At 60.7% G+C, this 23,419-nt stretch carries 19 protein-coding genes; 4 read left to right on the forward strand and 15 right to left on the reverse strand.

Annotated features, from left to right (window positions below; all coding sequences use genetic code 11):
* Nucleotides 1-922 precede the first annotated feature (922 nt).
* Nucleotides 923-2,500, reverse strand: a complete 1,578-nt coding sequence (guaA, locus tag ACMGG9_RS17720; protein ID WP_021504498.1) for a glutamine-hydrolyzing GMP synthase — start codon at nucleotides 2,498-2,500, stop codon at nucleotides 923-925.
* 103 nt (nucleotides 2,501-2,603) lie between these two features.
* Nucleotides 2,604-4,067, reverse strand: a complete 1,464-nt coding sequence (guaB, locus tag ACMGG9_RS17725; protein WP_414161605.1) for an IMP dehydrogenase — start codon at nucleotides 4,065-4,067, stop codon at nucleotides 2,604-2,606.
* A 170-nt stretch (nucleotides 4,068-4,237) separates the two neighbouring features.
* Here guaB and xseA point away from each other — a divergent pair, with 170 nt between their 5' ends.
* Nucleotides 4,238-5,614, forward strand: coding sequence for an exodeoxyribonuclease VII large subunit (gene xseA / locus ACMGG9_RS17730; protein WP_147881066.1), 1,377 nt, complete (start codon nucleotides 4,238-4,240; stop codon nucleotides 5,612-5,614).
* Nucleotides 5,615-5,617: 3 nt separating this feature from the next.
* Here xseA and ACMGG9_RS17735 read toward each other — a convergent pair whose 3' ends face one another.
* Together ACMGG9_RS17735 and ACMGG9_RS17740 are read right to left on the reverse strand one after the other, a co-directional pair.
* Nucleotides 5,618-7,984 (reverse strand): TIM-barrel domain-containing protein, encoded by a 2,367-nt coding sequence (locus tag ACMGG9_RS17735; protein WP_033651563.1) that lies wholly within the window; start codon nucleotides 7,982-7,984, stop codon nucleotides 5,618-5,620.
* Nucleotides 7,985-7,995: 11 nt separating this feature from the next.
* Complete coding sequence (locus ACMGG9_RS17740) at nucleotides 7,996-9,306, reverse strand: MFS transporter (protein WP_198793319.1); 1,311 nt, start codon at nucleotides 9,304-9,306, stop codon at nucleotides 7,996-7,998.
* 359 nt (nucleotides 9,307-9,665) lie between these two features.
* On the opposite strand from ACMGG9_RS17740, the gene ACMGG9_RS17745 reads away from it, so the two are divergent.
* From ACMGG9_RS17745 to ACMGG9_RS17755, 3 genes are all read left to right on the forward strand, one after another.
* The gene (locus ACMGG9_RS17745) at nucleotides 9,666-10,736 is read left to right on the forward strand and encodes a LacI family DNA-binding transcriptional regulator (protein WP_033651630.1); all 1,071 of its coding nucleotides are present in this window, start codon (nucleotides 9,666-9,668) and stop codon (nucleotides 10,734-10,736) included.
* Nucleotides 10,737-10,798: 62 nt separating this feature from the next.
* The gene (locus ACMGG9_RS17750) at nucleotides 10,799-11,824 is read left to right on the forward strand and encodes a M4 family metallopeptidase (protein ID WP_033644087.1); all 1,026 of its coding nucleotides are present in this window, start codon (nucleotides 10,799-10,801) and stop codon (nucleotides 11,822-11,824) included.
* Entirely contained in the window at nucleotides 11,824-12,165 is a 342-nt protein-coding gene (locus ACMGG9_RS17755) for a protealysin inhibitor emfourin (protein WP_016929750.1), read from the forward strand. The genes ACMGG9_RS17750 and ACMGG9_RS17755 overlap by 1 nt, the downstream gene beginning before the upstream one ends.
* Nucleotides 12,166-12,169: 4 nt before the next feature.
* On the opposite strand, the gene ACMGG9_RS17760 is transcribed toward ACMGG9_RS17755, so the two are convergent.
* From ACMGG9_RS17760 to ndk, 11 genes are all read right to left on the reverse strand, one after another.
* Nucleotides 12,170-12,391, reverse strand: coding sequence for a zinc ribbon domain-containing protein (locus tag ACMGG9_RS17760; RefSeq protein WP_147881063.1), 222 nt, complete (start codon nucleotides 12,389-12,391; stop codon nucleotides 12,170-12,172).
* A 13-nt stretch (nucleotides 12,392-12,404) separates the two neighbouring features.
* Nucleotides 12,405-13,361 (reverse strand): AEC family transporter, encoded by a 957-nt coding sequence (locus tag ACMGG9_RS17765; protein ID WP_033651565.1) that lies wholly within the window; start codon nucleotides 13,359-13,361, stop codon nucleotides 12,405-12,407.
* Between the two features lie 99 nt (nucleotides 13,362-13,460).
* A complete protein-coding gene (der, locus tag ACMGG9_RS17770) occupies nucleotides 13,461-14,951 on the reverse strand; it encodes a ribosome biogenesis GTPase Der (RefSeq protein ID WP_004941442.1) in 1,491 nt (496 codons plus the stop codon).
* 255 nt (nucleotides 14,952-15,206) lie between these two features.
* Nucleotides 15,207-16,388: an outer membrane protein assembly factor BamB gene (bamB, locus tag ACMGG9_RS17775; protein WP_046687651.1), complete on the reverse strand. Its 1,182-nt coding sequence runs from the start codon at nucleotides 16,386-16,388 to the stop codon at nucleotides 15,207-15,209.
* 11 nt (nucleotides 16,389-16,399) lie between these two features.
* On the reverse strand, nucleotides 16,400-17,020 hold the full coding sequence (locus ACMGG9_RS17780) for a YfgM family protein (protein WP_033635592.1): 621 nt from the start codon (nucleotides 17,018-17,020) through the stop codon (nucleotides 16,400-16,402).
* Nucleotides 17,021-17,033: 13 nt separating this feature from the next.
* Nucleotides 17,034-18,308 carry a histidine--tRNA ligase gene (gene hisS, locus ACMGG9_RS17785; protein ID WP_025303909.1) on the reverse strand — a complete coding sequence of 425 codons (1,275 nt, stop codon included), beginning with the start codon at nucleotides 18,306-18,308 and terminating at the stop codon, nucleotides 17,034-17,036.
* Nucleotides 18,309-18,447: 139 nt separating this feature from the next.
* Complete coding sequence (ispG, locus tag ACMGG9_RS17790; protein WP_016929756.1) at nucleotides 18,448-19,569, reverse strand: flavodoxin-dependent (E)-4-hydroxy-3-methylbut-2-enyl-diphosphate synthase; 1,122 nt, start codon at nucleotides 19,567-19,569, stop codon at nucleotides 18,448-18,450.
* Between the two features lie 47 nt (nucleotides 19,570-19,616).
* Nucleotides 19,617-20,591 carry a cytoskeleton protein RodZ gene (gene rodZ / locus ACMGG9_RS17795; protein ID WP_033644090.1) on the reverse strand — a complete coding sequence of 325 codons (975 nt, stop codon included), beginning with the start codon at nucleotides 20,589-20,591 and terminating at the stop codon, nucleotides 19,617-19,619.
* Nucleotides 20,581-21,330 (reverse strand): type IV pilus biogenesis/stability protein PilW, encoded by a 750-nt coding sequence (pilW, locus tag ACMGG9_RS17800; protein WP_033644344.1) that lies wholly within the window; start codon nucleotides 21,328-21,330, stop codon nucleotides 20,581-20,583. Before pilW ends, rodZ begins: the two co-directional genes overlap by 11 nt.
* 97 nt (nucleotides 21,331-21,427) lie before the next feature.
* A complete protein-coding gene (locus ACMGG9_RS17805; RefSeq protein WP_286093522.1) occupies nucleotides 21,428-22,624 on the reverse strand; it encodes a bifunctional tRNA (adenosine(37)-C2)-methyltransferase TrmG/ribosomal RNA large subunit methyltransferase RlmN in 1,197 nt (398 codons plus the stop codon).
* Nucleotides 22,625-22,861: 237 nt separating this feature from the next.
* The gene (gene ndk, locus ACMGG9_RS17810) at nucleotides 22,862-23,287 is read right to left on the reverse strand and encodes a nucleoside-diphosphate kinase (protein WP_004941424.1); all 426 of its coding nucleotides are present in this window, start codon (nucleotides 23,285-23,287) and stop codon (nucleotides 22,862-22,864) included.
* Nucleotides 23,288-23,419: the final 132 nt, after the last annotated feature.

Consider the following 23,419-nt stretch of genomic DNA (forward strand, 5'->3'; position numbering starts at 1 on the left):
TTGTGACGTTATTGGTATAATTCTTATAAAGCTTTTCCCTGGTGAAGGCTTTTCCTGTCTCTTTCATCTTGACCAATATCCATCCTGACGTTGTGCAACTAAGCAGTCAAAAGAAAGCATATCCTGGCATCCGTTGATAAATCGTTTGCCTCCCTCTCGGCGGTGCATTTTAATACCCTTACATTTAGAGTAGCCTATGTAGATAGCTTAGAAAATATCAAATGCCAGATAATTACATAGTTCGCACTTTATGTTACGACAATAATTAAAAGATAAGAAAAATCATATAATTAGAATTTCAATTCCAAGCAATGAATGCCGATAAAACGTAGGTCTCGTCCTTGAGAAGGGTTATTAAAAACAATGAAACCGCTGATTTCCCCAATAAAAACAGAAAGAAAGATTTATAAAATAAGAAATAGACTAATTCATCACATCCTTCTGATATATTTATTCGTCAGACCAAGTCTTTCAGAAAAATCCCATAAAATGGCGCACGGAGTCCTTTAATTTTCGCAGAGGATTAATTAGCTACGCCATCGCCCGATGCCGATGAGTCGACGCGCCTCAATACGGCAATTCATTTTAATGCCGCGGCCCGGCGGATACGGTGAATAAAGGCCCGTTATCCGACGACATCATCGCACCGGCGAAGTGCGCGTGGTTGCAGAATACCGTTCTGCGGATAGGCGCAAAGCCGAGATGGAAAACGCCGCGCCTCAGAAAATGAGCCGTAAGCAAAGCGCAGGCGGCTCCGCGCGGGCTGTCCTCTCCATTCGCGCCTCTCTCAACCCAGCCCTCTTGCGGATCGGAGGCCGTCTACGGCACAGGGCGCCAAACATCAGGCATAAAAAAACCCGCCGTTAAGCGGGTTTGGTTCTCATGTGCGGTTCACTGACGCCAGCCTACGCCGGACGCGGGATTACTCCCACTCGATCGTCGCCGGCGGCTTGCCGCTGATGTCGTACACCACGCGGGAGATGCCGTCCACTTCGTTGATGATGCGGTTGGACACGCGGCCGAGGAAGTCATACGGCAGATGCGCCCAGTGCGCGGTCATGAAGTCGATGGTTTCCACCGCACGCAGGGAGACCACCCAGTCGTATTTGCGGCCGTCGCCCATCACGCCGACCGAGCGCACCGGCAGGAACACGGTGAACGCCTGGCTGACTTTGTTGTACAGGTCGGCTTTGTGCAGCTCTTCGATGAAGATGGCATCGGCGCGGCGCAGCAGATCGCAGTACTCTTTCTTCACTTCGCCCAGCACGCGCACGCCCAGACCCGGGCCCGGGAACGGGTGACGGTACAGCATGTCGTACGGCAGGCCCAGTTCCAGGCCAATTTTGCGCACTTCGTCTTTGAACAGCTCTTTCAGCGGCTCGACCAGGCCCAGCTTCATCTCTTTCGGCAGGCCGCCCACGTTGTGGTGCGACTTGATCACGTGCGCTTTGCCGGTGGCGGAAGCGGCGGATTCAATTACGTCCGGGTAGATGGTGCCCTGCGCCAGCCATTTCACCTGCTCTTGCTTGCAGGCTTCTTCGTCGAACACTTCAACGAACACGCGGCCGATGATTTTACGCTTGGCTTCCGGCTCGTCGACGCCCGCCAGCGCGGTCAGGAAGCGGTTTTCCGCCTCGACGTGCACGATGTTCAGGCCGAAGTGGTCGCCGAACATTTCCATCACCTGCTTGGCTTCGTTCAAGCGCAGCAGGCCGTTGTCGACGAACACGCAGGTCAGACGCTTGCCGATGGCGCGGTGCAGCAGCATCGCGGTCACGGAGGAGTCAACGCCGCCGGACAGGCCGAGGATCACGTGGTCTTCACCCACCTGCTCGCGGATGCGCTCAACCGCATCTTCGATGATGGTCGCCGGCGTCCACAGGGCCTCACACTGGCAGATGTCCAGTACGAAGCGCTCCAGCATGCGCTGGCCCTGACGGGTGTGGGTCACTTCCGGGTGGAACTGCACGCCGTAGAAGCGTTTTTCTTCGTTGGCCATAATGGCGAACGGGCAGGTATCGGTGCTGGCGACGGTCACGAAGTCGGACGGGATCGCGGTCACTTTGTCGCCGTGGCTCATCCACACGTCCAGCAGCGGTTTGCCGGCCGGGCTGATGGCGTCTTCGATGTCGCGCAGCAGCGCGCTCTCGTTGACGATTTCCACCTGCGCGTAGCCGAACTCGCGTTCGTTGGAGCCCTGCACATGGCCACCCAGCTGCATCGCCATGGTCTGCATGCCGTAGCACACGCCCAGTACCGGCACGCCGGCGTTGAACACGTAGTCAGGGGCGCGCGGGCTGCCGGCTTCGGTGGTGCTTTCCGGGCCGCCGGACAGGATGATGCCGCTTGGGTTGAATTCGCGGATCTGCTCTTCGCTAACGTCCCAGGCCCACAGTTCGCAGTAAACGCCGATTTCGCGCACGCGGCGGGCGACCAGTTGGGTGTATTGCGAACCGAAGTCCAGTATGAGGATGCGATGCTTATGGATATTTTGTGTCATGTGAGGCGAATTCCAGCAACAAGAGAAAAAGAGCGAAAATGTATGTTTTCGGGATGGGGCTTAGCGCCCCAACCCGGCCTCTCACTCAGGAGAGGTTAAGGCATCAGCCCATGCGGTAGTTCGGCGACTCTTTGGTGATGGTCACGTCGTGCACGTGGCTTTCCTGAATGCCGGCGCCGCTGATGCGCACGAACTCCGCCTTGGTGCGCAGATCGTCGATGGTGGCGCAGCCGGTCAGGCCCATGCAGGAGCGCAGGCCGCCCATCTGCTGGTGCACGATGGCTTTCAGCATGCCTTTATAGGCCACGCGGCCTTCGATACCTTCCGGCACCAGTTTGTCGGCGGCGTTATCGGTCTGGAAGTAACGGTCGGAAGAGCCTTTGGACATCGCGCCCAGCGAGCCCATGCCGCGATAAGATTTGAACGAGCGGCCCTGATACAGCTCGATTTCGCCCGGAGATTCTTCGGTGCCCGCCAGCATGGAGCCGACCATCACGCAAGAGGCGCCCGCGGCGATCGCTTTGGCGATATCGCCGGAGAAGCGGATGCCGCCGTCGGCGATAACCGGAATGCCGGTGCCTTCCAGCGCTTCCACCGCGTCGGCGATGGCGGTGATCTGCGGTACGCCTACGCCGGTCACGATGCGGGTGGTACAGATGGAGCCAGGGCCGATACCCACTTTCACCGCGCTCACGCCGGCTTCAGCCAGCGCTTTGGCGCCCGCCGCGGTCGCGACGTTGCCGCCGACGATCTGCAGATCCGGGTATTTGGCGCGGGTTTCGCGGATGCGCTGCAACACGCCTTCGGAGTGGCCGTGCGAGGAGTCGATCAGCAGAACGTCAACGCCTGCCGCCACCAGCGCATCAACGCGCTCTTCGTTGCCGGTGCCGGCGCCGACCGCCGCGCCCACGCGCAGACGGCCGTGCTCGTCTTTACAGGCGTTCGGCTTACGTTCCGCTTTCTGGAAGTCTTTAACGGTGATCATGCCCAGCAGGTGGAAGCTGTCGTCCACCACCAGCGCTTTTTCTACGCGCTTTTCGTGCATCTTCTGCAGCACCACGTCGCGCGCTTCACCTTCTTTCACGGTGACCAGGCGATCTTTCGGCGTCATCACCGCAGTCACCGGCTGAGTCAGATCGGTCACGAAGCGCACGTCGCGGCCGGTAATGATGCCGACCAGCTCGTTGTCTTCGGTGACGACCGGATAACCGGCGAAGCCGTTGCGCGCGGTCAGCTCTTTCACTTCCTGCAGCGTGGTGGCCGGGGTAACGGTCTGCGGGTCGGTGACTACGCCGCTTTCATGTTTTTTCACGCGGCTGACTTCTTCAGCCTGGCGCTCGATGGACATGTTTTTGTGGATGAAGCCCAGGCCGCCTTCCTGCGCCAGCGCGATGGCCAGGCCGGATTCGGTAACGGTATCCATGGCTGCGGACAGCATAGGGATGTTCAGGCGGATGGTTTTGGTCAGTTGAGTGCCGAGCTCTGCGGTGTTAGGCAGAACCGTGGAGTGGGCTGGAACCAGGAGGACGTCGTCAAACGTCAGAGCTTCTTTAGCGATACGTAGCATGGGCAATATCTCACCAGGGTGGGCTGTGAAAAAGATAAAATATTGCCGCGGCATTATACAGAGCGGAATCGGTTGCCTCCAGCACTTTCTTACAAAAAGTCTTGATTACCTTTTTCAGCCATGTAGTATCGACCAATTAAGTGATTGTTTTGAAATTTGATCTGGGTCACATGTCGCTACCTGTTTCGCCTTCCATTTTTACCGTAAGCCGCCTGAATCAGACGGTTCGCCAACTGCTGGAAATGGAAATGGGGCAGATTTGGCTCTCCGCCGAGATCTCCAACCTCTCCCAGCCCGCCTCCGGCCACTGGTATTTCACCCTGAAAGACGACCGCGCCCAGGTGCGCTGCGCGATGTTCCGCAACAGCAACCGCCGCGTCACCTTCCGGCCGCAAAACGGCCAGCAGGTCTTGGTGCGCGCCAGCATCACGCTGTATGAACCGCGCGGCGACTACCAGCTGATCGCCGAGAGCATGCAGCCCGCCGGCGACGGCCTGCTGCAGCAACAGTTCGAGCAGTTAAAACAGCGCCTGAGCGCCGAAGGGCTGTTCGATCAGCAGTTCAAGCAGCCGCTGCCCGCCCCGGCCAAACGCGTCGGGGTGATCACCTCCGCCAGCGGCGCGGCGCTGCACGATATCCTGCAGGTATTGCAGCGGCGCGATCCGTCGCTGCCGATCGTCATCTACCCCACCTCGGTGCAGGGCGCGGAAGCGCCGATGCAGATCGTGCGCGCCATTGAGACCGCCAACCGCCGCGATGAATGCGACGTGCTGATCGTCGGCCGCGGCGGCGGTTCGCTGGAGGATCTGTGGAGCTTCAACGACGAACGCGTGGCGCGGGCGATCTTCGCCAGCCGCATTCCGATCGTCAGCGCCGTCGGCCATGAAACCGACGTCACCATCGCCGACTTCGTCGCCGACCTGCGGGCGCCGACCCCTTCCGCCGCCGCCGAACTGGTGAGCCGCAATCAGCTCGAGCTGTTGCGCCAGCTGCAGTCGCAGCAGCAGCGGCTGGAGATGGCGATGGATTACTACCTGGCGCAGCGTCAGCAGCAGTTCACCCGCATTCATCACCGTTTACAGCAGCAGCATCCGCATCTGCGCCTGGCGCGCCAGCAGACGCTGCTGTTCAAGCTGCAGCGCCGAATGGAAGACGGCATGCAGCAGCAGTTGCGCCTGGCCGCCCGCCGCAGCGAACGTATCCAGCAGCGGCTGGCGCAGGTGCAGCCGCAGGGCCGCATTCACCGCTACCAACAGCGCGTGCAGCAGCAGGAATACCGTCTGCAGCAGGCGATGGAGCGCCAGCTCAACGCCTACCGCCAGCGTTTCGGCGTGGCGTGCAGCCAGCTGGAGACCGTCAGCCCGCTGGCGACGCTGGCGCGCGGCTACAGCGTGACGCAAACTCCGCGCGGCGAGCTGCTGAAAACCACCAAGCAGGCGCAGGTCGGCGAACTGCTGAAAACCCGCCTGCAGGATGGCTGGGTGGAAAGCGAGGTGAAAACCATCACCGTCGCCAAAAAGCCGCGCAAGAAGCGCGCGGCCGAGTAAGCCCTACTCCAGCGTAAAACGCTCGCCGGGTTCACCGTTCACCCACAGCGCGCGCGTTTCGCCTTCCGGCAGGCTGAGCATCAGCGTGCGCCAGGCCGGGCGGAAATGCCCTTCCGTCGTGATATCCACCATGATGCGCTGATGGTCGCAGCGCATTTCCCAGCGCAGCCACAGCGCATCGCCCTGCCGCCAGCCGTCGCTTTCGCCGTCGTCCTCAAACAGCAGCCCGCCGCTCGCCCCGCCGCCCTTGAGCGGAAACAGGCGCAGCTCGCGCCGATCGTCGGCGGCCACGTCCACATGCGCCAACCGCTGCGACAGCGGCAGCGCCGCCCCGGCGCGCACCAGCAGCGGCAGACGCTCCAACGGCGCCGCCAGCGTCACCGTCTGGCCGCCGCCGAACCACTGGCCGCTGTAGAAGCAGTACCAGCCTTCGCCATTATCCGGCAGATACACCGAACGGCGACGTTGCCCCGGCTCCACCACGCTGGCCACCAGCAGATCGCGGCCAATCAGAAAATCGTCGTTTTCGCCAAAGGTGCGCGCATCCTGTTCGTGATCGAGAAAAGTCGGGCGCAGCATCGGCTCGTCGTCGGCGCAGGCCTGCCACAGCAGCGTGTAGAAATACGGCAGCAGCCGGTAACGCAGGTTGATCGCCTCGCGCACCGCCGGGGTGGCGGCCGGGTACATCCAGGGTTCGTTGACCGTGGCGTCGTCATTCCAGGAGTGGATGGTGAAACGCGGGTGCATCACGCCGTTTTGTACCCAGCGCACCAGCAGCTCCGCGTCCGGTTTGTCACCGGAGAAGCCACCGACGTCGTGGCCGAGGTTATACAACCCGGACAGGCTCATGCCCAACCCCATGCGAATGTTGTAGCGCAGCGTCTGCCAGCTGGTGCGATTATCGCCGCTCCAGGTCTGCACGTAGCGCTGCATGCCGGCGCAGCCGGAGCGCGAGATCAGGTACGGCCGCCGCTGCGGCGCAAAGCGCAACTGGGCCTCCATCGAGGCGCGCATCATCAGCAGCGGCATCACCGGGCGGAGATGTTTGATGGCGATCGGCCGTCCAAAGCCGTGGCAGCGCGCTTCGCCGTCCCACACTTCGTACTCGTTGTTGTCGTTCCAGGTCGAATCGATGCCCATCTCCAGCAGCTGCTGTGTGACGCCCTGCTGCCACCAACGCACCGTCGCCGGATTGGTGAAGTCGAGGTGCGATCCTTCGTCGTCCCAGAAGCTGGAGCGTTCCGGCGCGTCGCTTTGCGAATCGCGGATAAACAGCCCCTGCGCCGCCACCTCTTGATACTGCGGATGATCCTGCAGCAGGCACGGCTTGATGTTGGCCGCCAGCTTGAGGCCGGCGTCGTGAAACGCCTGGCTGAGCAGCCTGGGCTGCGGCACCTTGTCATAGTTCCAGTTAAACACGTAGCGTTTGTTGTTGATCGAGGTGTAGCCCGACGACAGCTGGAAAGAGTCGCAAGGGATGGCATGTTGACGGCACAGCGCAATGAACTGTTGCAGCTGCTGCTGGGCGTCCGGCGCGTCGGTGTAGTGCATGGTCGAACCGCTGTAGCCCAGGCTCCACTTCGGCCCGAAGTGGGTGCGGCCGGTCAGGCGCACGAACGCCTTGGTGACATCCAAAACCTTCGGCCCGAGGAACAGGTAGTAATCCAGATCGCCCGCTTCGGCCTGATAGCGGCGGTAGGCCGTATGGTAGTTGTCGATCTCGTTGCCCAGATCCAGCCAGCAGCTGCTCAGGTTGTCGTAGAACAGGCCGAAGCTCGCCTCCGGCCCGCGGGTGATGGTAAACGGAATGTGCTTGTACAGCGGATCGGTGCTGGCGGCGTTGTAGCCCATCGCGTCCAGGTTGCGCATCTCGAAGCGGCGGCCGGTGCGTTCCAGATCGCCGGCCTTCTCCCCCAGGCCGTAATAGCGCTCATCGGCGAAACGCCGCTGGTAATGCGCCACGCCGTCGCCGTGCGCGTTGAGCAGGTAGGCGCTGGTCGGCCGATCCGCCGCCAGCGGCCGCCACTCGCCGGCGGCATTGCAATACTCCCACGCCAGCCACAGCGGCTGATGCACCGTCACGCGCAGCAGCGGCGTGCTGACCACCAGCCGATCGCCCTCCCGGCGCAGCTGATAGCCCGGCAGGCTGAAACCGGCGACGCTGAGCCGATCTCGCCCCTCCCAGGGCACATCCTCCTGCGGCGCAATGCTCCAGGTGCGATCCAGCGCCAGCTCGCCCTCACGTTTGATCAACACGCGGAACAGACCGTCTTCCAGCACGTACAGGCAGAAACGGTGGCGTTCATCGACCAGCAGCTCGACGTAGTCGGCATGCTGCGCCGCCAGCGTCCAATTTTTCAACGTTTTCATACATATTCCACTTAGCTGTGTGAAGGGGTTTTCTTACCGCCGCGCTCGGCGATCAGGGTGATCAAGAACAGGGCGCCGATCAAATCGAAGAAGCCCATCGCGATAAACAGCGGGTTGAAACCGAGGGTGTCGGATACCGCGCCGATCAGGAGCGTGAACAGGAAGCTGGCGATCCAGGCGCTGGAGCCGCGCATGCCGTTGACCGTCGCCATTTGGTTCTTATCGAACGATTCCACCACCAGGGCGCTGAGCATGCAGGAGATCACCTGATGGCCGAATCCGCCGATCGAGATCAACGCGATCGCCACATAGGGATCTTGGGTGATCGCCACGAACGCCAGCGACACCATCATAAAAGCGCCGGTCACCGAGCTGGCGACCACCGAGTTGACGCGGCTGCAGCCGAACCATTTGCGGTATAGCGTGGTGAGATAGCCGCTGGCGACGCTGCCGATATCCGCCGCCAGGAACGGCAGCCAGGCGAACATCGCGATCTGCTTCAGATCCATGCCGCGTTCGGTGGCCAGGTACAGCGGCACCCAGAAACTGAAGACCGCCCAGGCCGGCTCGGCGAGAAAGGCCGGGATGGCGATGCCATAGAATTTCTTGTTCTTGCACAGGCTGGCCAGCGAAGTGAAGAACGGCAGCTTCGGCAGCACCGGCTCGTTGTCTTCACGGATCAGATCCAGCTCTTGTTGGCTGAGGTTCGGGTGCTGCTGGGGCGAGTGGTAGAACAGCCACCACAGCACTACCCAGATCAGCGCCAGCCCGCCCGAGAACAGGAACGCGCCCTGCCAGCCGAAGGAGACGTGGGCGATGACGATGATCGGCGGCGCCAGCATGGCGCCGATGGAGAAACCGACGCCCGCCCAACCGGCGGCGATCGGACGCTCCTTCTTCGGGAACCAGTCGGAGATCGCCTTGGCGTTGGCCGGAGTGGCCGCCGCCTCCGCGCCCCCCATGAAGAAGCGCAAAATGGCCAGTTGCAACCAGCTGCCGGCACCGGCGTGCAGCATACACACCACCGCCCAAATGCCCGCGCAGATCAGAAAACCCATCTTCAGGCCGATGACGTCGATCAGCCAGCCGCAGATCGGCTGAAATACCGTATAGGCCAACTGGAACGACGCCACCACCCAGGCATATTGCTCGGTGCTCATGTTCAGGCTGGTTTTCAGTTCCGGCGCCAGAATGCCCAGCGAGTTGCGGGTAATGTAGTTGACCGTGACGCCCAACAAGAACAGCGCCAGCATCCACCAGCGTAGCGATTTGAACTTGCGCCGGCCGCTCTGCGCGACCGTCTGATTGATCTCCACACTCATCGGTTCTCTCCCCGCGGCCGCCCGTGACAACGACGCGCGCATTGGTAGGGTACATTGCGCTATCAAAAGGGGACGGTGAACACAGGCCAATGCCCGCCTAACAGACCGGCATTCCATCACAACCCCATGATTTATTTTTTGTTTTCTTCTTTGCACACCGTTAAAATTGGACTGACAAGTCGTTAAAATTGGTGTACCAATGCAGACTACTCAGCGATCACGCACAGCGAAACGGGGTTTTTTGCAAAGATTTTCACAGGCGGGTGAAAAAATAGTCATAATGGCCGCAGGATCCAGTCAAAGTGCTGAAAAGCCGCAGTGAAAATATTCTCATGGACGAATTTGAAGGAGATCACAAAATGAACGGAAAGCTGAAAATCCAGGAGATCGCCCGCCAAACCGGGCTGTCGATCAGCACCGTTTCCCGCGTGCTGGCGGGCAAGGCCAACACCAGCGCCGAAGCGCGCCGCAAGGTGCTGGAATGCGCACAGCAAAACGGCATTCTACAGGGCATTTCCAGCGGCCGACTGATGTTGAACAACGTGATGGTGTTCGCACCGCAGCGCGCGTTCGACGTGCGCACCGATATCTTCTACTACAAGGTCATTCAGGGCATCGCCGCCGCACTGATGCAGCACGAGGTGCGCATCCGTTACTGCGGCCTGGAAGAGCAGCACAGCGACGGCGCGCTGTTTCTGGAAAAAATGAGCGATCCGCACACCGAAGCGGCGCTGATCATCGGCATCGACGACGAACACATCCATACCCTGGCGGCCGATCTGCCCAAGCCCTGCGTGCTGATCAACTGCACCGATCGGCAGATGCGGCTGGACAGCGTCTCGCCGGATCATCAGCTGATTGGCGACTATTCCGCCAGCTATCTGTTCCAGCAGGGGCACAGCCATATCCTCAACCTGCAGTGTCTGCGCCGCCACACCATGGAGCTGCGGCTGGCGGGCATCCGGCAGGCCTACGCGCGGCATCATCTGCCGTTCGACGACGGCCGCCATCTGGTGACCACTTCCGGCTTCGGCAGCGAAGAGGCCGAACAGGCGCTGAGCACCTACCTGAACCGCGCCCCGCTGCCGACGGCGATCCTGGCCGGCGGCGACTACATGGCGGTCGGGGCGGTCAAGGCGCTCAACAAGCTGGGGCTGAGCGTACCGGGCGACGTATCGGTGATGAGCACCGATGGCTTCAACCTGGCGGAAATACACGACGTGCCGCTGACCTCGGTACAGGTGCCACGTGATGAGCTGGGCTACGAGGCGATCCAGCTGCTGCAGCGGCGCATGCTGCGCGCCGACGCGCCGCCGTGCAACCTGCTGCTGCATGGCCGGTTGGCGGTACGCGCCTCGGTGCGGCGCATCAGTCCCCACAAGACCACCCCGGCGGTGAGCACGCATAACCACAGGCTTTATGACGAGTAGACTACACTTAGGCTCAGTGCATTCATTCGATGAGGTAAATTTTTTGCCTAAGGAGAGCCACTATGCCAGCCCAGCGCATGCGTTCCGTTATTCCTCCCTACATGCTGCGCCGCATTATTGAACACGGTAACGCCCCGCAGCGCGACTGCGCGCTGCACACCCTGAACCACGTGCAAAGCCTGCTCGGCAACAAGCCGCTGCGTTCACCGACCGAGAAAAACGCCCGAGCCGGCGAAGCGCTCCGCGATATCTACGACGCCCAGAACGGCACCCAACTGCCCGGCAAACAGGTGCGCAAGGAGGGGCAGCCCAGCAACCACGACGTGGCGGTGGACGAGGCCTACGACTATCTCGGCGTCACCTACGATTTCTTCTGGCAGGCCTACCGGCGCAATTCGCTGGATAATAAAGGGCTGCCGCTGGTCGGCAGCGTGCACTACGGCAAGGAGTACCAGAACGCTTTCTGGAACGGCCAGCAGATGGTGTTCGGCGACGGCGACGGCGAGATCTTCAACCGTTTCACCATCGCCATCGACGTGGTCGGCCACGAGCTGGCGCACGGCGTGACCGAGAGCGAAGCCGGGCTGATCTACTACCAGCAGTCCGGCGCGCTCAACGAATCGCTGTCTGACGTGTTCGGTTCGTTGGTCAAACAATTCCACCTGCAGCAAACCGCCGATAAAGCAGACTGGCTGATCGGCGCCGGGCTGCTCGCCAAGGGCATCAAAGGCAAAGGGCTGCGCTCGATGTCAGCGCCCGGCACCGCCTACGACGACCCGCTGCTGGGCAAAGACCCGCAGCCTGCCAGCATGAAGGATTACATCCAGACCAAGGAAGACAACGGCGGCGTGCACCTCAACTCCGGCATTCCCAACCGCGCGTTCTACCTGGCGGCAACCGCGCTGGGCGGCTTCGCCTGGGAAAAAGCCGGCTACGTCTGGTATGACACGGTGTGCGACAAAGCGCTGCCGCAAAACGCCGACTTCGCCACCTTCGCCCGCGCCACGGTGAAACACGCGCAGGCGCGTTTCGATCAAAGCGTGGCGGACAAGGTGCAACAGGCCTGGCATCAGGTGGGGGTGGAGTAATGAAACCGCTGCCGACGCTCAATCAGGATACGGTCATTGAGCTGGCGCGCGAGGGAGGCTTCGCCTACATTCCCAAACTGGCGGGCCAGCGCCGCATTGCGCTGGCCGATATCACGCCGGAGCAACGGCAGCGCCTGAATCAGTTGCTGAATCAGACGCTGCCGTACGCCCAGGAAGAGGGCCAACCCAACTCCCCCGGCTGCGGCGACCAGCGCTACTACCGCGTACAGATCAACTACACCAGCCCCACCCTGAGCACCGAGATCGTGCTGTTAATCCCGGAAAGCAGCGCGCCGCAGGCGCTGGTGGATTTGTGGAAAACCGGCCAGGTGGATGAGTGAGGGCTTACAGCGGCTGATAGCTGAAATTCACACGTTTTTTGGAGATCAGCCCGTGCCCGTTCTGGCACAGGTAATCCACCGCCCCGCAGGCCTTCAACTCTTGCAGCGGCTGCCCGCACTCCGGGCAGTTCGCCAGCTGCCGATAATCGCGCTGACAGGCTGCACAATGGTAGTGACCCGCTACCCAATTCATGGTCTGACGACAGTGCGGACAATGCGCATCCATAACGGCTCCCAGGTTAAATCGCGCCCCATGAGCGCAAGAAATAGATCCCCAACGCGGTGGTGAAGAACGACCCGACGGTGGTGATAGCGATAATGTTGGCCGCCAGCGTGGCGTTGCCGCCCATGGCGCGCGTCATCACATAGCTGCCCGAAGCGGTCGGCGTGGCGGAAAACAGGAAGATGATGCCCAACGCCGCCCCCTGAAACCCGCACAGCCAGCCGGCCAGCGTCATCAGGAACGGCACCAGAAACAGCTTGGCCGCCGACGACAGCGCCGCCACGTTGGACGAGCGGAACATGGCGCGGAAATCCAGGCTGGCGCCGGTGCACAGCAGCGCCAACGGCAGCGACAGCGCGGAGATATAGCTGCCGGTCTGGCGGATCACGGTCGGGATGCCCAGCCCGGTTTGCGCATACAGCAGCCCGCACACCAGGCCGATGATCAGCGGATTGGTGACAATGCTGCGCAGCAGCGACAGGTGGCTGATTTTCTTGCCCTGCCCGCCCTGCAGGCTGCGCGTGAGGGTGATGACCGACAGTATGTTGAACAGGATCACGGTCACGGTCAGGTACAGCGAGGCGAGCGCAATGCCTTCGCTGCCGTAGGCGGTCATGGCGTAGGCCAGACCGACGATGGCGGTGTTGGCGCGAAACCCGCCCTGCACGAATACCCCGCGCTCACGCGGTTCTTTCACCACCCACCTGGCCGCCAGCTCCAGCAGCAGGAAGGTCGCCAGCGTGCCGACCGCGCCGAACAGCACCAGCGGCAGATTGCCGAGCAGTTGCGGATGGTTGGTGGCGATGCTGAAAAACAGCAGGCACGGCAGCGCCAGATTGAACACCAGGCGGGTCGCGCCGTCGACGAAGCGGTCATCCATCAGGCGCCAATGGCGTAACAGGATCCCCAGCAGCATCATCAACAGATTCGGCACGGTGACGTCGAACGCAAAACTCCAGGTTTCCCAGGACATGGTGTTCCTTCAGACAGGCGAGGTAATCTTCAGATAATAAAACGATTTCGGGCCAATAAAAAAGGGGCGCGGCATCACTGCCGCGCCCCTCATGAGCGATTACTTGCTCTTTTTCAGGTGGCTCATCAGGCGTTTGCGCTTACGCATCTGGGTCGGCGTCAGCAGGTTGCGTTTGCCGGCGAACGGGTTGTCGCCCTCTTTGAACTGGATGCGGATCGGCGTCCCCATCACGTTCAGCGAACGACGGAAGTAGTTCATCAGGTAGCGCTTGTACGAATCGGCCAGATCGCTGACCTGGTTGCCGTGGATCACCACGATCGGCGGGTTGTAACCGCCGGCGTGGGCGTATTTCAGCTTCACGCGGCGGCCGCGCACCAACGGCGGCTGGTGATCGTCAACCGCCATCTGCATGATTTTGGTCAGCATCGAGGTGTTTACGCGACGGGTTGCGCACTCGTAGGCTTCCTGTACCGATTCGAACAGGTTGCCGACGCCGCTGCCGTGCAGGGCGGAAATAAAGTGCACGCGCGCGAAGTCGACGAAGCCCAGACGCAGATCGAGCATCTCTTTCACGTGCTCGCGATCTTCTTCGCTCATGCCGTCCCACTTGTTGACCGCAATCACCAGTGAGCGCCCACTATTGAGGATAAAGCCGAGCAGCGAGAGGTCCTGATCGGAGATGCCTTCACGCGCGTCAATCACCAGCAGCACCACGTTGGCGTCTTCAATCGCCTGCAGGGTCTTGATCACCGAGAATTTCTCGACGGTTTCGGTCACCTTGCCGCGTTTGCGCACCCCGGCGGTGTCGATCAGCACGTATTCGCGTTCGTCGCGCACCATCGGAATGTAGATGCTGTCGCGGGTGGTGCCCGGCATGTCATACACCACCACGCGCTCCTCGCCGAGGATACGGTTAGTGAGCGTAGACTTACCTACGTTCGGGCGGCCGACGATCGCCAGTTTGATCGGCAGATCCTGCGGATTGAACGCTTCTTCCGGCTCTTCGTCTTCTTCGCCTTCCAGCGTTTCGCCGTTTTGCTCGGCCCAGTAAGCGGCGTTGGCCTCTTCCTCGGTCAGCTCGACGTCTTCCGGTTTTTCCGGCACGAACGGCACCAGCACGTGTTCAATCAGCTGGGTCACACCGCGGCCGTGAGAAGCGGCGATAGCGAACACTTCACCCAGACCGAGCGAGTAGAAATCGGCGGTGGCGGTGTCCGGATCCAGACCGTCGGTCTTGTTGGCCACCAGGAAGGTCGCCTTCTGGCGGCTGCGCAGGTGCTGGGCGATGCCCTGATCCGCCGGCATCAGGCCGGCGCGGGCGTCGACCATGAACAGCACGATGTCCGCTTCTTCGATCGCCAGCAGCGACTGACCGGCCATGCGCGTTTCGACGCCGTCTTCGGTGCCGTCGATGCCGCCGGTATCGACGATGATAAATTCATTGCCTTCGATTTCAGCACGACCATACTTGCGGTCACGCGTCAGCCCCGGGAAATCCGCCACCAGCGCATCACGCGTATGGGTTAAACGGTTGAACAAGGTGGATTTACCCACATTCGGGCGCCCGACCAGCGCGACGACAGGTATCATTGTTGAAGCCTCATTACTTAATAATCAATGCGTTACTGCACTGTGGATAGACACCGTCGGTGCAGCTTATAAAATACGAAACGGCCCCTGAACATTCAGGAGCCGTTTTCCCCTTCATCTTTCGCGCCACAGCGGCGTTGTCTGCGCACCTTCGCCTCGGTCACTTAGCTCACTAAGCTCCCGAGGACTCATGCGCTTGCCGCCTGGCTGCAACCCGAAATCATTCGGGTGCAAGAAGGGTTACGACGAGCGGCGTTAGCGGGTGAAAGCGTAAACTTTCCCGCCGCGAGCCTGGATGACCAGCTTGTCGCCGGCCACCATCGGCGCAGACAGGAAGCCGGAGCTGTCCACTTCCTGCTGGGCGACAAAACGGCCATCGGTGGTGTTGACCCAGTGCAGATAGCCTTCGGCGTCACCGGTCACCAGATAACCATTATACATCACCGGCGGCGTCAGGTTGCGGTGCAGCAGATCGCTTTGCGTCCACACGGTCACGCCGCCTTCGGTGCTGAGCGCCACCACGCGATCGTTCTGGTCGATCAGGTAGATGCGGCCCGCGTCGACGATGAAATCATTCACCGAACCCAGCTCGCGTTTCCAGATGATCTGACCGGAACGCAGATCCAGCGCCGTCAGGTTGCCGTTGTAACCCAGCGCGTAGACCACGCCGTCAACGATCACCGGCGTGGTGTCCACGTCGTTCAGGCGATCGATTTCGGTCGCGCCGCTCGGCTGAGAAATGCGCTGTTGCCAGATCAGTTGGCCCTGCTGCATCAGCACGGCGCTGACGCGGCCGTTGTCACCGCCGACGATGGCGGCGCCAAAGGCGACGGCCGGCGCGGATTCACCGCGCAGCGACAGCGAAGGCATGTCCAGGTTAACCGTCCACTTCACCGCGCCATCGGCTTCGTTCAGCGCCTGCAGCATGCCGTTGGAGGTATGCACCAACACCATGCCGTCGCTGACAACCGGACGGGAGATCGCTTCGCCGGCCACTTTGGTCTGCCAGGCGATGGCGCCGTCGGCGGTGTTCAATGCGTAAACCACCGCTTTTTCGCTGCCGACGTAAACCTTGTCGCCCGCAACCGTCAGGCCGCCCGACAGCAGCGCAGACAGGTTGCTGGAGAAGAAGCCGGTCTTCTCGGAGAGGTTGACCTTCCACTTCTCGTTGCCGCTGTCGGCGTCCATCGCTTTCACGATGCCAAAGCGATCGGCGGCGTAAATGGTGCTGTCCTGATAGGCCGGGCGCAGGTGGGAGTAATACTCACCGATACCGTCGCCCACCGAGGTGCTCCACGCCTTGTTCGGCGTAAACTGATTTTCAACTTTCGGCAACGGCGACATGGTAACCACGTCTTCTTCGCTGTTAAACAGCGAGCAACCACTCAGCAAGGCAGCGGAAACCAGTCCGACCAAGAGTGTTTTACGCAATTGCATGGGAATTCCCCTTAGCTGGACAAGTTATTCAATTTCATGCGCAGCAGAACCTGCAGCGCTTGAGAAGCGTTGGACTCAATGCCTTTGCTGTAAGCTTCGCGCGCGCCCTTGGCGTCGCCCTTCGCCAGCAGCACATCGCCGCGCACATCCTGCATCATCGCCGCCCAGCCTTCGCCTTTCACGCCATCCAGCGTTTTCAGCGCTTCATCCAGCTTTTTCTCCTGCAGCTGGACGCGCGCCAGACGCAGGTCGATCATCGCCAACAGGTTGTCGTCTTTGGTCTGGCCCTGCGCCAGCGCCAATTGTTGTTCCGCCTTGGCGAAATCATTCTGTTCGACAAAGTGCTTGGCCAACTGCAGCGCGGCCAGTACGCCGTAGCTGTTGCCGTTGGCCTGGACAAATTTCTCTGCGGCAGCCACGTCATCCGGCTTGCCGGCCGCCAGACGATCGCTGGCTTCCTGATAGGATTGCGATGCCGCCATCATGTTGGAGTTTTCATGGCTCTGCCAGTAACGCCAGCCAACCAGGGCACCAATTCCGAGCACCACGCCCACCGCCAGCGCTTTGCCGTTCTCGGCAAAGAACCGACGCAGTGCGTCGACTTGTTCGTTTTCAGTGGTATAGACTTCCACGGTGTCCTTCTCCTTAACCTAACATCAAAGCCAGACGCGCAGCGACTTCGCTTTGCGCCAGCGTTTCTTGTTCACCACTGCGCAGGTCTTTCACCACCACCTGCTGCGCCGCCACTTCGCTCTCGCCCAGGATCAGCGCGATGCGCGCGCCCCATTTGTCCGCACGGGTGATCTGCTTCTTGAAGTTGCCGCCGCCGTAATTGGTCATCAGCTTCAGCTGCGGCGCCGCGTCGCGCACCTGTTCAGCCAGCTGCATCGCCGCGCTCTGGGTGCCCGCGCCGGAAGAGATGACGTACACGTCGATAGCCGACGGCGCCTTGAATTCCGGGTTGACCGCCTGCACCAGCAGCACCAGACGCTCCAGGCCCATGGCGAAACCGACCGCCGGAGTGGCGCGGCCGCCCAACTGCTCGACCAGACCGTCGTAACGGCCGCCCGCGCAGACGGTGCCCTGCGCGCCCAAGCTGGTGGTCACCCACTCAAACACGGTGCGGTTGTAGTAATCCAGACCGCGCACCAGGCGCTCGTTAACGGTATATGGGATACCTGCCTGCGCCAAAAGTTCACACAGACCGGCGAAGTGAGCACGGGATTCTTCATCCAGGTACTCGGACAGGCGCGGCGCGTCGTTCAGCAGCGCCTGCACCTCAGGATTCTTGGAGTCCAGCACGCGCAGCGGGTTGCTGTACATGCGGCGTTTGCAGTCTTCGTCCAGCACCTCGACGTGCTGCTCCAGGAACGCCACCAGCGCATCGCGGTAGTTGGCGCGCGCCTCCAGCGAACCGATGGAGTTCAGCTCCAGCTTGACGTGCTCGGCGATGCCCAGCGCTTTCCACCAGCGGGCGGTCAGCAGGATCAGCTCGGCGTCGATATCCGGGCCTTGCAGGCCGAACACTTCCGCGCCCAGCTGATGGAACTGGCGATAGCGGCCCTTTTGCGGGCGCTCGTAGCGGAACATCGGGCCGATGTACCACAGACGCTGTTCCTGATTGTACAGCAGACCATGTTCGATGCCGGCGCGCACGCAACCGGCCGTCCCTTCCGGACGCAGCGTCAGGCTTTCGCCGTTGCGGTCTTCGAAGGTATACATCTCTTTTTCCACGACGTCGGTCACTTCGCCGATCGCGCGTTTGAATAACGGGGTCTGCTCTACAATCGGCAACCGGATTTCGCTGTAACCGTAGCCGCCCAGCACCTGCTTGAGGGTGCCTTCAATACGCTGCCATAATGCCGTTTCTTCCGGCAGGTAGTCGTTCATGCCGCGGATGGCTTGAATGTTCTTTGCCACGTGAGTTCTCTGTCCGTTGTCTGTAAAAATGAACCTGATTATAGGGACTTTGCCGCCCGGTATTCAACGCGGATGCGGTTTTCCGCCCTTCAGGTGCATAAACAAGCGGGCCAACAGGCCCGCCGTGTAGCGATAACGCTTATTTTTCCAGCAGATTGACCGTGATACGGTTGCTTTCGTCCATCATCGCGGCCTTGGCGCGAATCTTCGCTTCCAACTGGTCGATCATCTGTTCGTTGTCGAAACGCTCTTTCTGGCGCACGCCGTCTTCGTAGAAGCCGCTCTTCTTGTGGCCGCCGGTCACGCCCATGGTGGACACCAGCGCTTCGCCCGGGCCGTTCACCACGCAACCGATGATCGAGACGTCCATCGGCGTAATGATGTCTTCCAGGCGCTGCTCCAGCGCGTTCACCGTGCCGATCACGTCGAACTCCTGACGCGAACAGGTCGGGCAGGCGATGAAGTTGATGCCGCGCGCGCGGATGCGCAGCGACTTCAGAATGTCGAAACCGACCTTCACCTCTTCGACCGGATCCGCCGCCAGCGAGATGCGCAGGGTATCGCCGATGCCTTCAGACAGCAGCATGCCCAGGCCGATGGCCGATTTGACCGACCCGCTGCGCGCGCCGCCGGCTTCGGTGATGCCCAGATGCAGTGGCTGATCGATGCGCGACGCCAGCAGACGGTAGGATTGCACCGCCAGGAACACGTCCGATGCCTTGACGCTGACCTTGAACTGGTCGAAGTTGAGGCGATCGAGGATATCCACGTGGCGCATGGCGGATTCCAGCAGCGCTTCCGGCGTAGGTTCGCCGTACTTTTCCTGCAGATCTTTCTCCAGCGAACCGCCGTTGACGCCGATGCGAATCGGGATGTTCTTGTCGCGGGCGCAGTCCACCACCGAGCGAATGCGCGATTCGTTGCCGATGTTGCCCGGGTTGATGCGCAGGCAGTCCACGCCGTATTCGGCAACCTGCAGCGCGATGCGATAATCGAAGTGGATATCGGCGACCAGCGGCACGTTGACCTGCTGCTTGATCAGCTTGAACGCCTCGGCGGCGTCCATGGTAGGAACCGAAACGCGGACGATGTCGACGCCCACGCGCTCCAGCGCTTTAATCTGATTAACCGTTGCTTCAACATCGGTGGTACGGGTGTTGGTCATCGACTGCACGGCAATCGGCGCGCCATCACCAATAGGCACCTTGCCGACGTAAATGCGTGTAGATTTTCGACGGTTGATGGGCGCTTGGTTATGCATTACTTACTCTCCATTGCTGCTCTGACATCACGACCGGGGCCGCGCGATTACTGCGCGGCGACGGTCAGGCGAGCAACACGGTTTGACTTAACGAACCGGCTCAAATCAACCGGTTTACCCTGATACTGGATCTGTACTGCCGCCGGCGCGCCGATGGTCAGTTTGTACGGCGCAGTGCCGGTCAGGTTCAGCTTGCCGCCCTGCTTCTGGGTGCCGCTGAACAGCGTTTTACCGCTCGCGTCGGTCACCTGCAGCCAGCAGTCGGCGGAGAAATCCATCACCAGCGCGTTCGGATCGGCCGCCGGCGCAGCCACGCCCGCATCGGCGGTCGGCAGCGGCGATTGCGCCGCCGGCGCGGTTTCCGGCAGGGTGGTCTGGCTTGGCGACACCACGGCAGGCTGTTGCTGAGCCGCGCCCGGCGTCTGGGCGGTCGCCGCCGGCGCCTGAGCCGCTGCGCCGGTATCGGCCGGCGCGGCGCTGTTGTCGGTCAACGGCACGTTGGTGCCGGCGTCGGCGTTGCCGTCCGTCAGCGGCACGGACTGCCCTTCGTTATTCTGTGAAAGCTGCGCGGAGGATTGATCGGCCATGGTGGCGATCTCTTCCTGCTGCGCCTTGTGGTTTTGCCACCACCAGGCGCCGGTCAGGCCAATCACCACGAACACGATAAGCCAGGTGAAGCTCATCAGCCAGCCGTCGCGTTTCTTGCGGCGCTTGCCCAGCGAGAAGCTTTGCATCGGCGCCACTTTCGCCATCTTCAACGGCGCCTGCTTGGCCAGCATCGGCAGCAGTTCGTCTTCCGGCAAATGCACCAGCTTGGCGTAGGAACGGATGTAGCCGCGCACGAAGGTGGACGCGAGGTCAGCGGACACGCTGTCTTCCTCGATATCGCGCACGGTGGACATTTTGAGACACAGGCGTTCTGCAACGGCCTGTTGGCTCAGCCCGAGTTGCTCACGGGCCTGACGCAGGCGTTGGCCCGTCGTCATGGATACGGTTTTATCTTGGGAGGCTTCAGTATTCATTAGCTAAGAACTGCTGGTACTGTTTGGATTGTGGAAAACTTCGCGCTAACTGCTTGCCATAGCGTTGAACGCTATCCTGACGGCCGGCTAACGCGGCGAAACGAATCTGTAACCATAAGCTGCTGGCGCTAGCCGGCAGAACATGCTGATAAACATCCAATAAAAGTTGCGACTGGGCGCGCTTCCCTTCTCCAAATTGCTTTTCGGCCTCCGCCAACAGCGGAGCGCCTTTGTCCGGATCGACTTTCAGCGCGCGGCTCAACAGCGTGCGCGCTTCATCGTTTTGTCCGGCCTTGAGAAAACAGTAACCTGCGTTTTCCAGGCTGTCGGCGACCTGACCATAATCGGGCGCCAGTGCCGCAGCGCTAAACTGCTGTTGCGCCGGTACATACTGCCCTAAACTGCAAAGAAACGCACCGTAATTATTCAGTACTGTGCCATTGCCCGGCGCAAGTTTGAGCGCTTGCCGATAACGCTGTTCGGCCGCGGCGTTTTCACCGATCCGCTGCGCGTAGAGCGCCATGCCCAACTGCGTGCGGTAATCCTGCGGGGCCGCGTCCAGCGCCTTTTCCAGGTTCTGGCGCGCGGCGTCCATGTCACCTTGCTGCAGGTACTCCAGCCCCAGCTGCAACCGCGTCTGGCCCGCCTCAGCGACCTGTGCTTCCTTTTCCGGCGATGAGCCGGAACACCCGGCCAACAACCCGACCGCCAGCCACACACCCCACAGTTTCAGCTTCATGCCCGCATTCATTTCCTTATCGGCCGTCAGCTAACGCCCATTAGCGTCAACATCTCGCATAACAGGCTGTTAGATAACAAAAAAGGTGCTATAGGATTCAGACCGCCCGTACGTTGATAGGTTCCCCGGCCATTTTCTTTTTCAGGGTACGCTTGGTACGGTCGATCACTTCACCCGCCAGTTGCCCGCAGGCGGCATCGATATCGTCACCGCGGGTTTTACGAACAATAGTCGTAAAGCCGTATTCCATCAACACCTTGGAGAAACGATCCACCCGGCTGTTGGAGCTGCGGCCGTAAGGGGCGCCCGGGAACGGGTTCCATGGGATCAGGTTGATCTTGCACGGCGTGTCTTTCAGCACTTCCGCCAGCTGATGCGCATCGTCGGTGCTGTCGTTGATATGATCCAGCATCACGTACTCGACGGTGACGCGCCCCTGGTTGGCGTTGGATTTCTCCAGGTAGCGACGCACCGCGGACAGGAAGGTCTCGATGTTGTACTTGCGGTTGATCGGCACGATCTCATCGCGGATGGTGTCGTTAGGCGCGTGCAGCGAAATGGCCAGCGCCACGTCGATCATGTCGCCCAGCTTGTCCAGCGCCGGCACCACGCCGGAGGTAGACAGGGTCACGCGGCGTTTGGACAGGCCAAAGCCGAAGTCGTCCAGCATGATTTCCATCGCCGGCACCACGTTGTTCAGGTTGAGCAGCGGTTCGCCCATGCCCATCATCACCACGTTGGTGATCGGGCGTTGGCCGGTCACCTTCAGCGCGCCGATGATCTTCGCCGCGCGCCACACCTGGCCGATGATTTCCGACACGCGCAGGTTGCGGTTGAAGCCCTGCTGCGCCGTCGAACAGAATTTGCACTCCAGCGCGCAACCCACCTGCGAGGAGACGCACAGCGTCGCGCGGTCGGCTTCCGGGATGTACACGGTTTCGACCTGCTGATCGCCCACCTTGATCGCCCATTTGATGGTGCCGTCGGCCGAGCGCTGTTCTTCCGCCACTTCCGGCGCGCGGATTTCCGCCACGCGCTGCAGCTTGCCGCGCAGGACTTTGTTGATGTCGGTCATCTGCTCGAAATCGTCGCAGCAGTAGTGATAAATCCACTTCATCACCTGATCGGCGCGGAACGGTTTCTCGCCCATTTCGGCGAAGAACTCGCGCATTTGCTGGCGGTTCAGATCCAGCAGGTTGATTTTGGCCGCAGCCGGTTGCTCCACGTTAACGGAGGGGGGAGTCAGCGAATTATTTTCAGACACGGTGTGCTCGGACGTGATGGGTTCTAACATAATGATCTCTGGCCTCGTTATTACACGTTATGGCGCTAAAGAATGGAAAGTAAGTTGTGCATTTCAGCCCGCATGATTCGGGTGGCGGCACTAAAAACACGCCCCTGACAAGTCGTCTTATCAGGGGCGCGGCATTGTACAAATTTTAGTAGCGGGTTTCTATGGCTGAAAGGCATTCAGGGCATTTTTATTGTTTCAGCCGGTGAATGCCTGGCTATCAGCTCAGAAACGGCACGATTAACGTGCGCAGATTTCGCTTTCGTTGAAGAAGTAAGCGATTTCACGCTGTGCGGATTCAACGGAGTCGGAACCGTGAACGGCGTTAGCGGTGAAGCTGTCCGCGTAGTCGGCGCGCAGGGTGCCGGCCAGTGCGTTGTCCGGGTTGGTTGCGCCCATGATGTCGCGGTTGCGCTGCACGGCGTTTTCAGATTCCAGAACCTGCACCATGATTGGGCCGGAGGTCATGAACTCTACCAGACCGTCGAAGAATGGGCGGCCTTTGTGCTCAGCGTAGAAGCCTTCAGCTTGCTCGCGAGTCAGACGCAGCATTTTAGCGGCGATGATTTTGAAACCGGCGCGCTCGAAACGCGCGTAGATAGCGCCGATGTCGTTGTTGGCTACAGCGTTTGGTTTAACGATGGAAAAGGTACGTTCTACGGTCATGATGGCCTCTGTATGACTTCCAAAACAGGCCGGTCTGCAATGTTGCCGGCCTTCTCAAGTGGCGCAGATTATATGTGCGCCGTTAACGCTTGCCTACGGGAAAATCAACATTTCATTAAAAAAATATGATCT

This window comes from Serratia sp. BNK-10 (assembly GCF_047456065.1).
Lineage (GTDB): Bacteria > Pseudomonadota > Gammaproteobacteria > Enterobacterales > Enterobacteriaceae > Serratia > Serratia ureilytica.

Bases quoted from the DNA above. Each gene is read 5' to 3' on its own strand.
- guaA (WP_021504498.1), bottom strand. From the start codon at position 2,500: ATGACACAAAATATCCATAAGCATCGCATCCTCATACTGGACTTCGGT.
- guaB (WP_414161605.1), bottom strand. From the start codon at position 4,067: ATGCTACGTATCGCTAAAGAAGCTCTGACGTTTGACGACGTCCTCCTG.
- xseA (WP_147881066.1), top strand. From the start codon at position 4,238: ATGTCGCTACCTGTTTCGCCTTCCATTTTTACCGTAAGCCGCCTGAAT.
- ACMGG9_RS17735 (WP_033651563.1), bottom strand. From the start codon at position 7,984: ATGAAAACGTTGAAAAATTGGACGCTGGCGGCGCAGCATGCCGACTAC.
- ACMGG9_RS17740 (WP_198793319.1), bottom strand. From the start codon at position 9,306: ATGAGTGTGGAGATCAATCAGACGGTCGCGCAGAGCGGCCGGCGCAAG.
- ACMGG9_RS17745 (WP_033651630.1), top strand. From the start codon at position 9,666: ATGAACGGAAAGCTGAAAATCCAGGAGATCGCCCGCCAAACCGGGCTG.
- ACMGG9_RS17750 (WP_033644087.1), top strand. From the start codon at position 10,799: ATGCCAGCCCAGCGCATGCGTTCCGTTATTCCTCCCTACATGCTGCGC.
- ACMGG9_RS17755 (WP_016929750.1), top strand. From the start codon at position 11,824: ATGAAACCGCTGCCGACGCTCAATCAGGATACGGTCATTGAGCTGGCG.
- ACMGG9_RS17760 (WP_147881063.1), bottom strand. From the start codon at position 12,391: ATGGATGCGCATTGTCCGCACTGTCGTCAGACCATGAATTGGGTAGCG.
- ACMGG9_RS17765 (WP_033651565.1), bottom strand. From the start codon at position 13,361: ATGTCCTGGGAAACCTGGAGTTTTGCGTTCGACGTCACCGTGCCGAAT.
- der (WP_004941442.1), bottom strand. From the start codon at position 14,951: ATGATACCTGTCGTCGCGCTGGTCGGGCGCCCGAATGTGGGTAAATCC.
- bamB (WP_046687651.1), bottom strand. From the start codon at position 16,388: ATGCAATTGCGTAAAACACTCTTGGTCGGACTGGTTTCCGCTGCCTTG.
- ispG (WP_016929756.1), bottom strand. From the start codon at position 19,569: ATGCATAACCAAGCGCCCATCAACCGTCGAAAATCTACACGCATTTAC.
- rodZ (WP_033644090.1), bottom strand. From the start codon at position 20,591: ATGAATACTGAAGCCTCCCAAGATAAAACCGTATCCATGACGACGGGC.
- pilW (WP_033644344.1), bottom strand. From the start codon at position 21,330: ATGAAGCTGAAACTGTGGGGTGTGTGGCTGGCGGTCGGGTTGTTGGCC.
- ACMGG9_RS17805 (WP_286093522.1), bottom strand. From the start codon at position 22,624: ATGTTAGAACCCATCACGTCCGAGCACACCGTGTCTGAAAATAATTCG.
- ndk (WP_004941424.1), bottom strand. From the start codon at position 23,287: ATGACCGTAGAACGTACCTTTTCCATCGTTAAACCAAACGCTGTAGCC.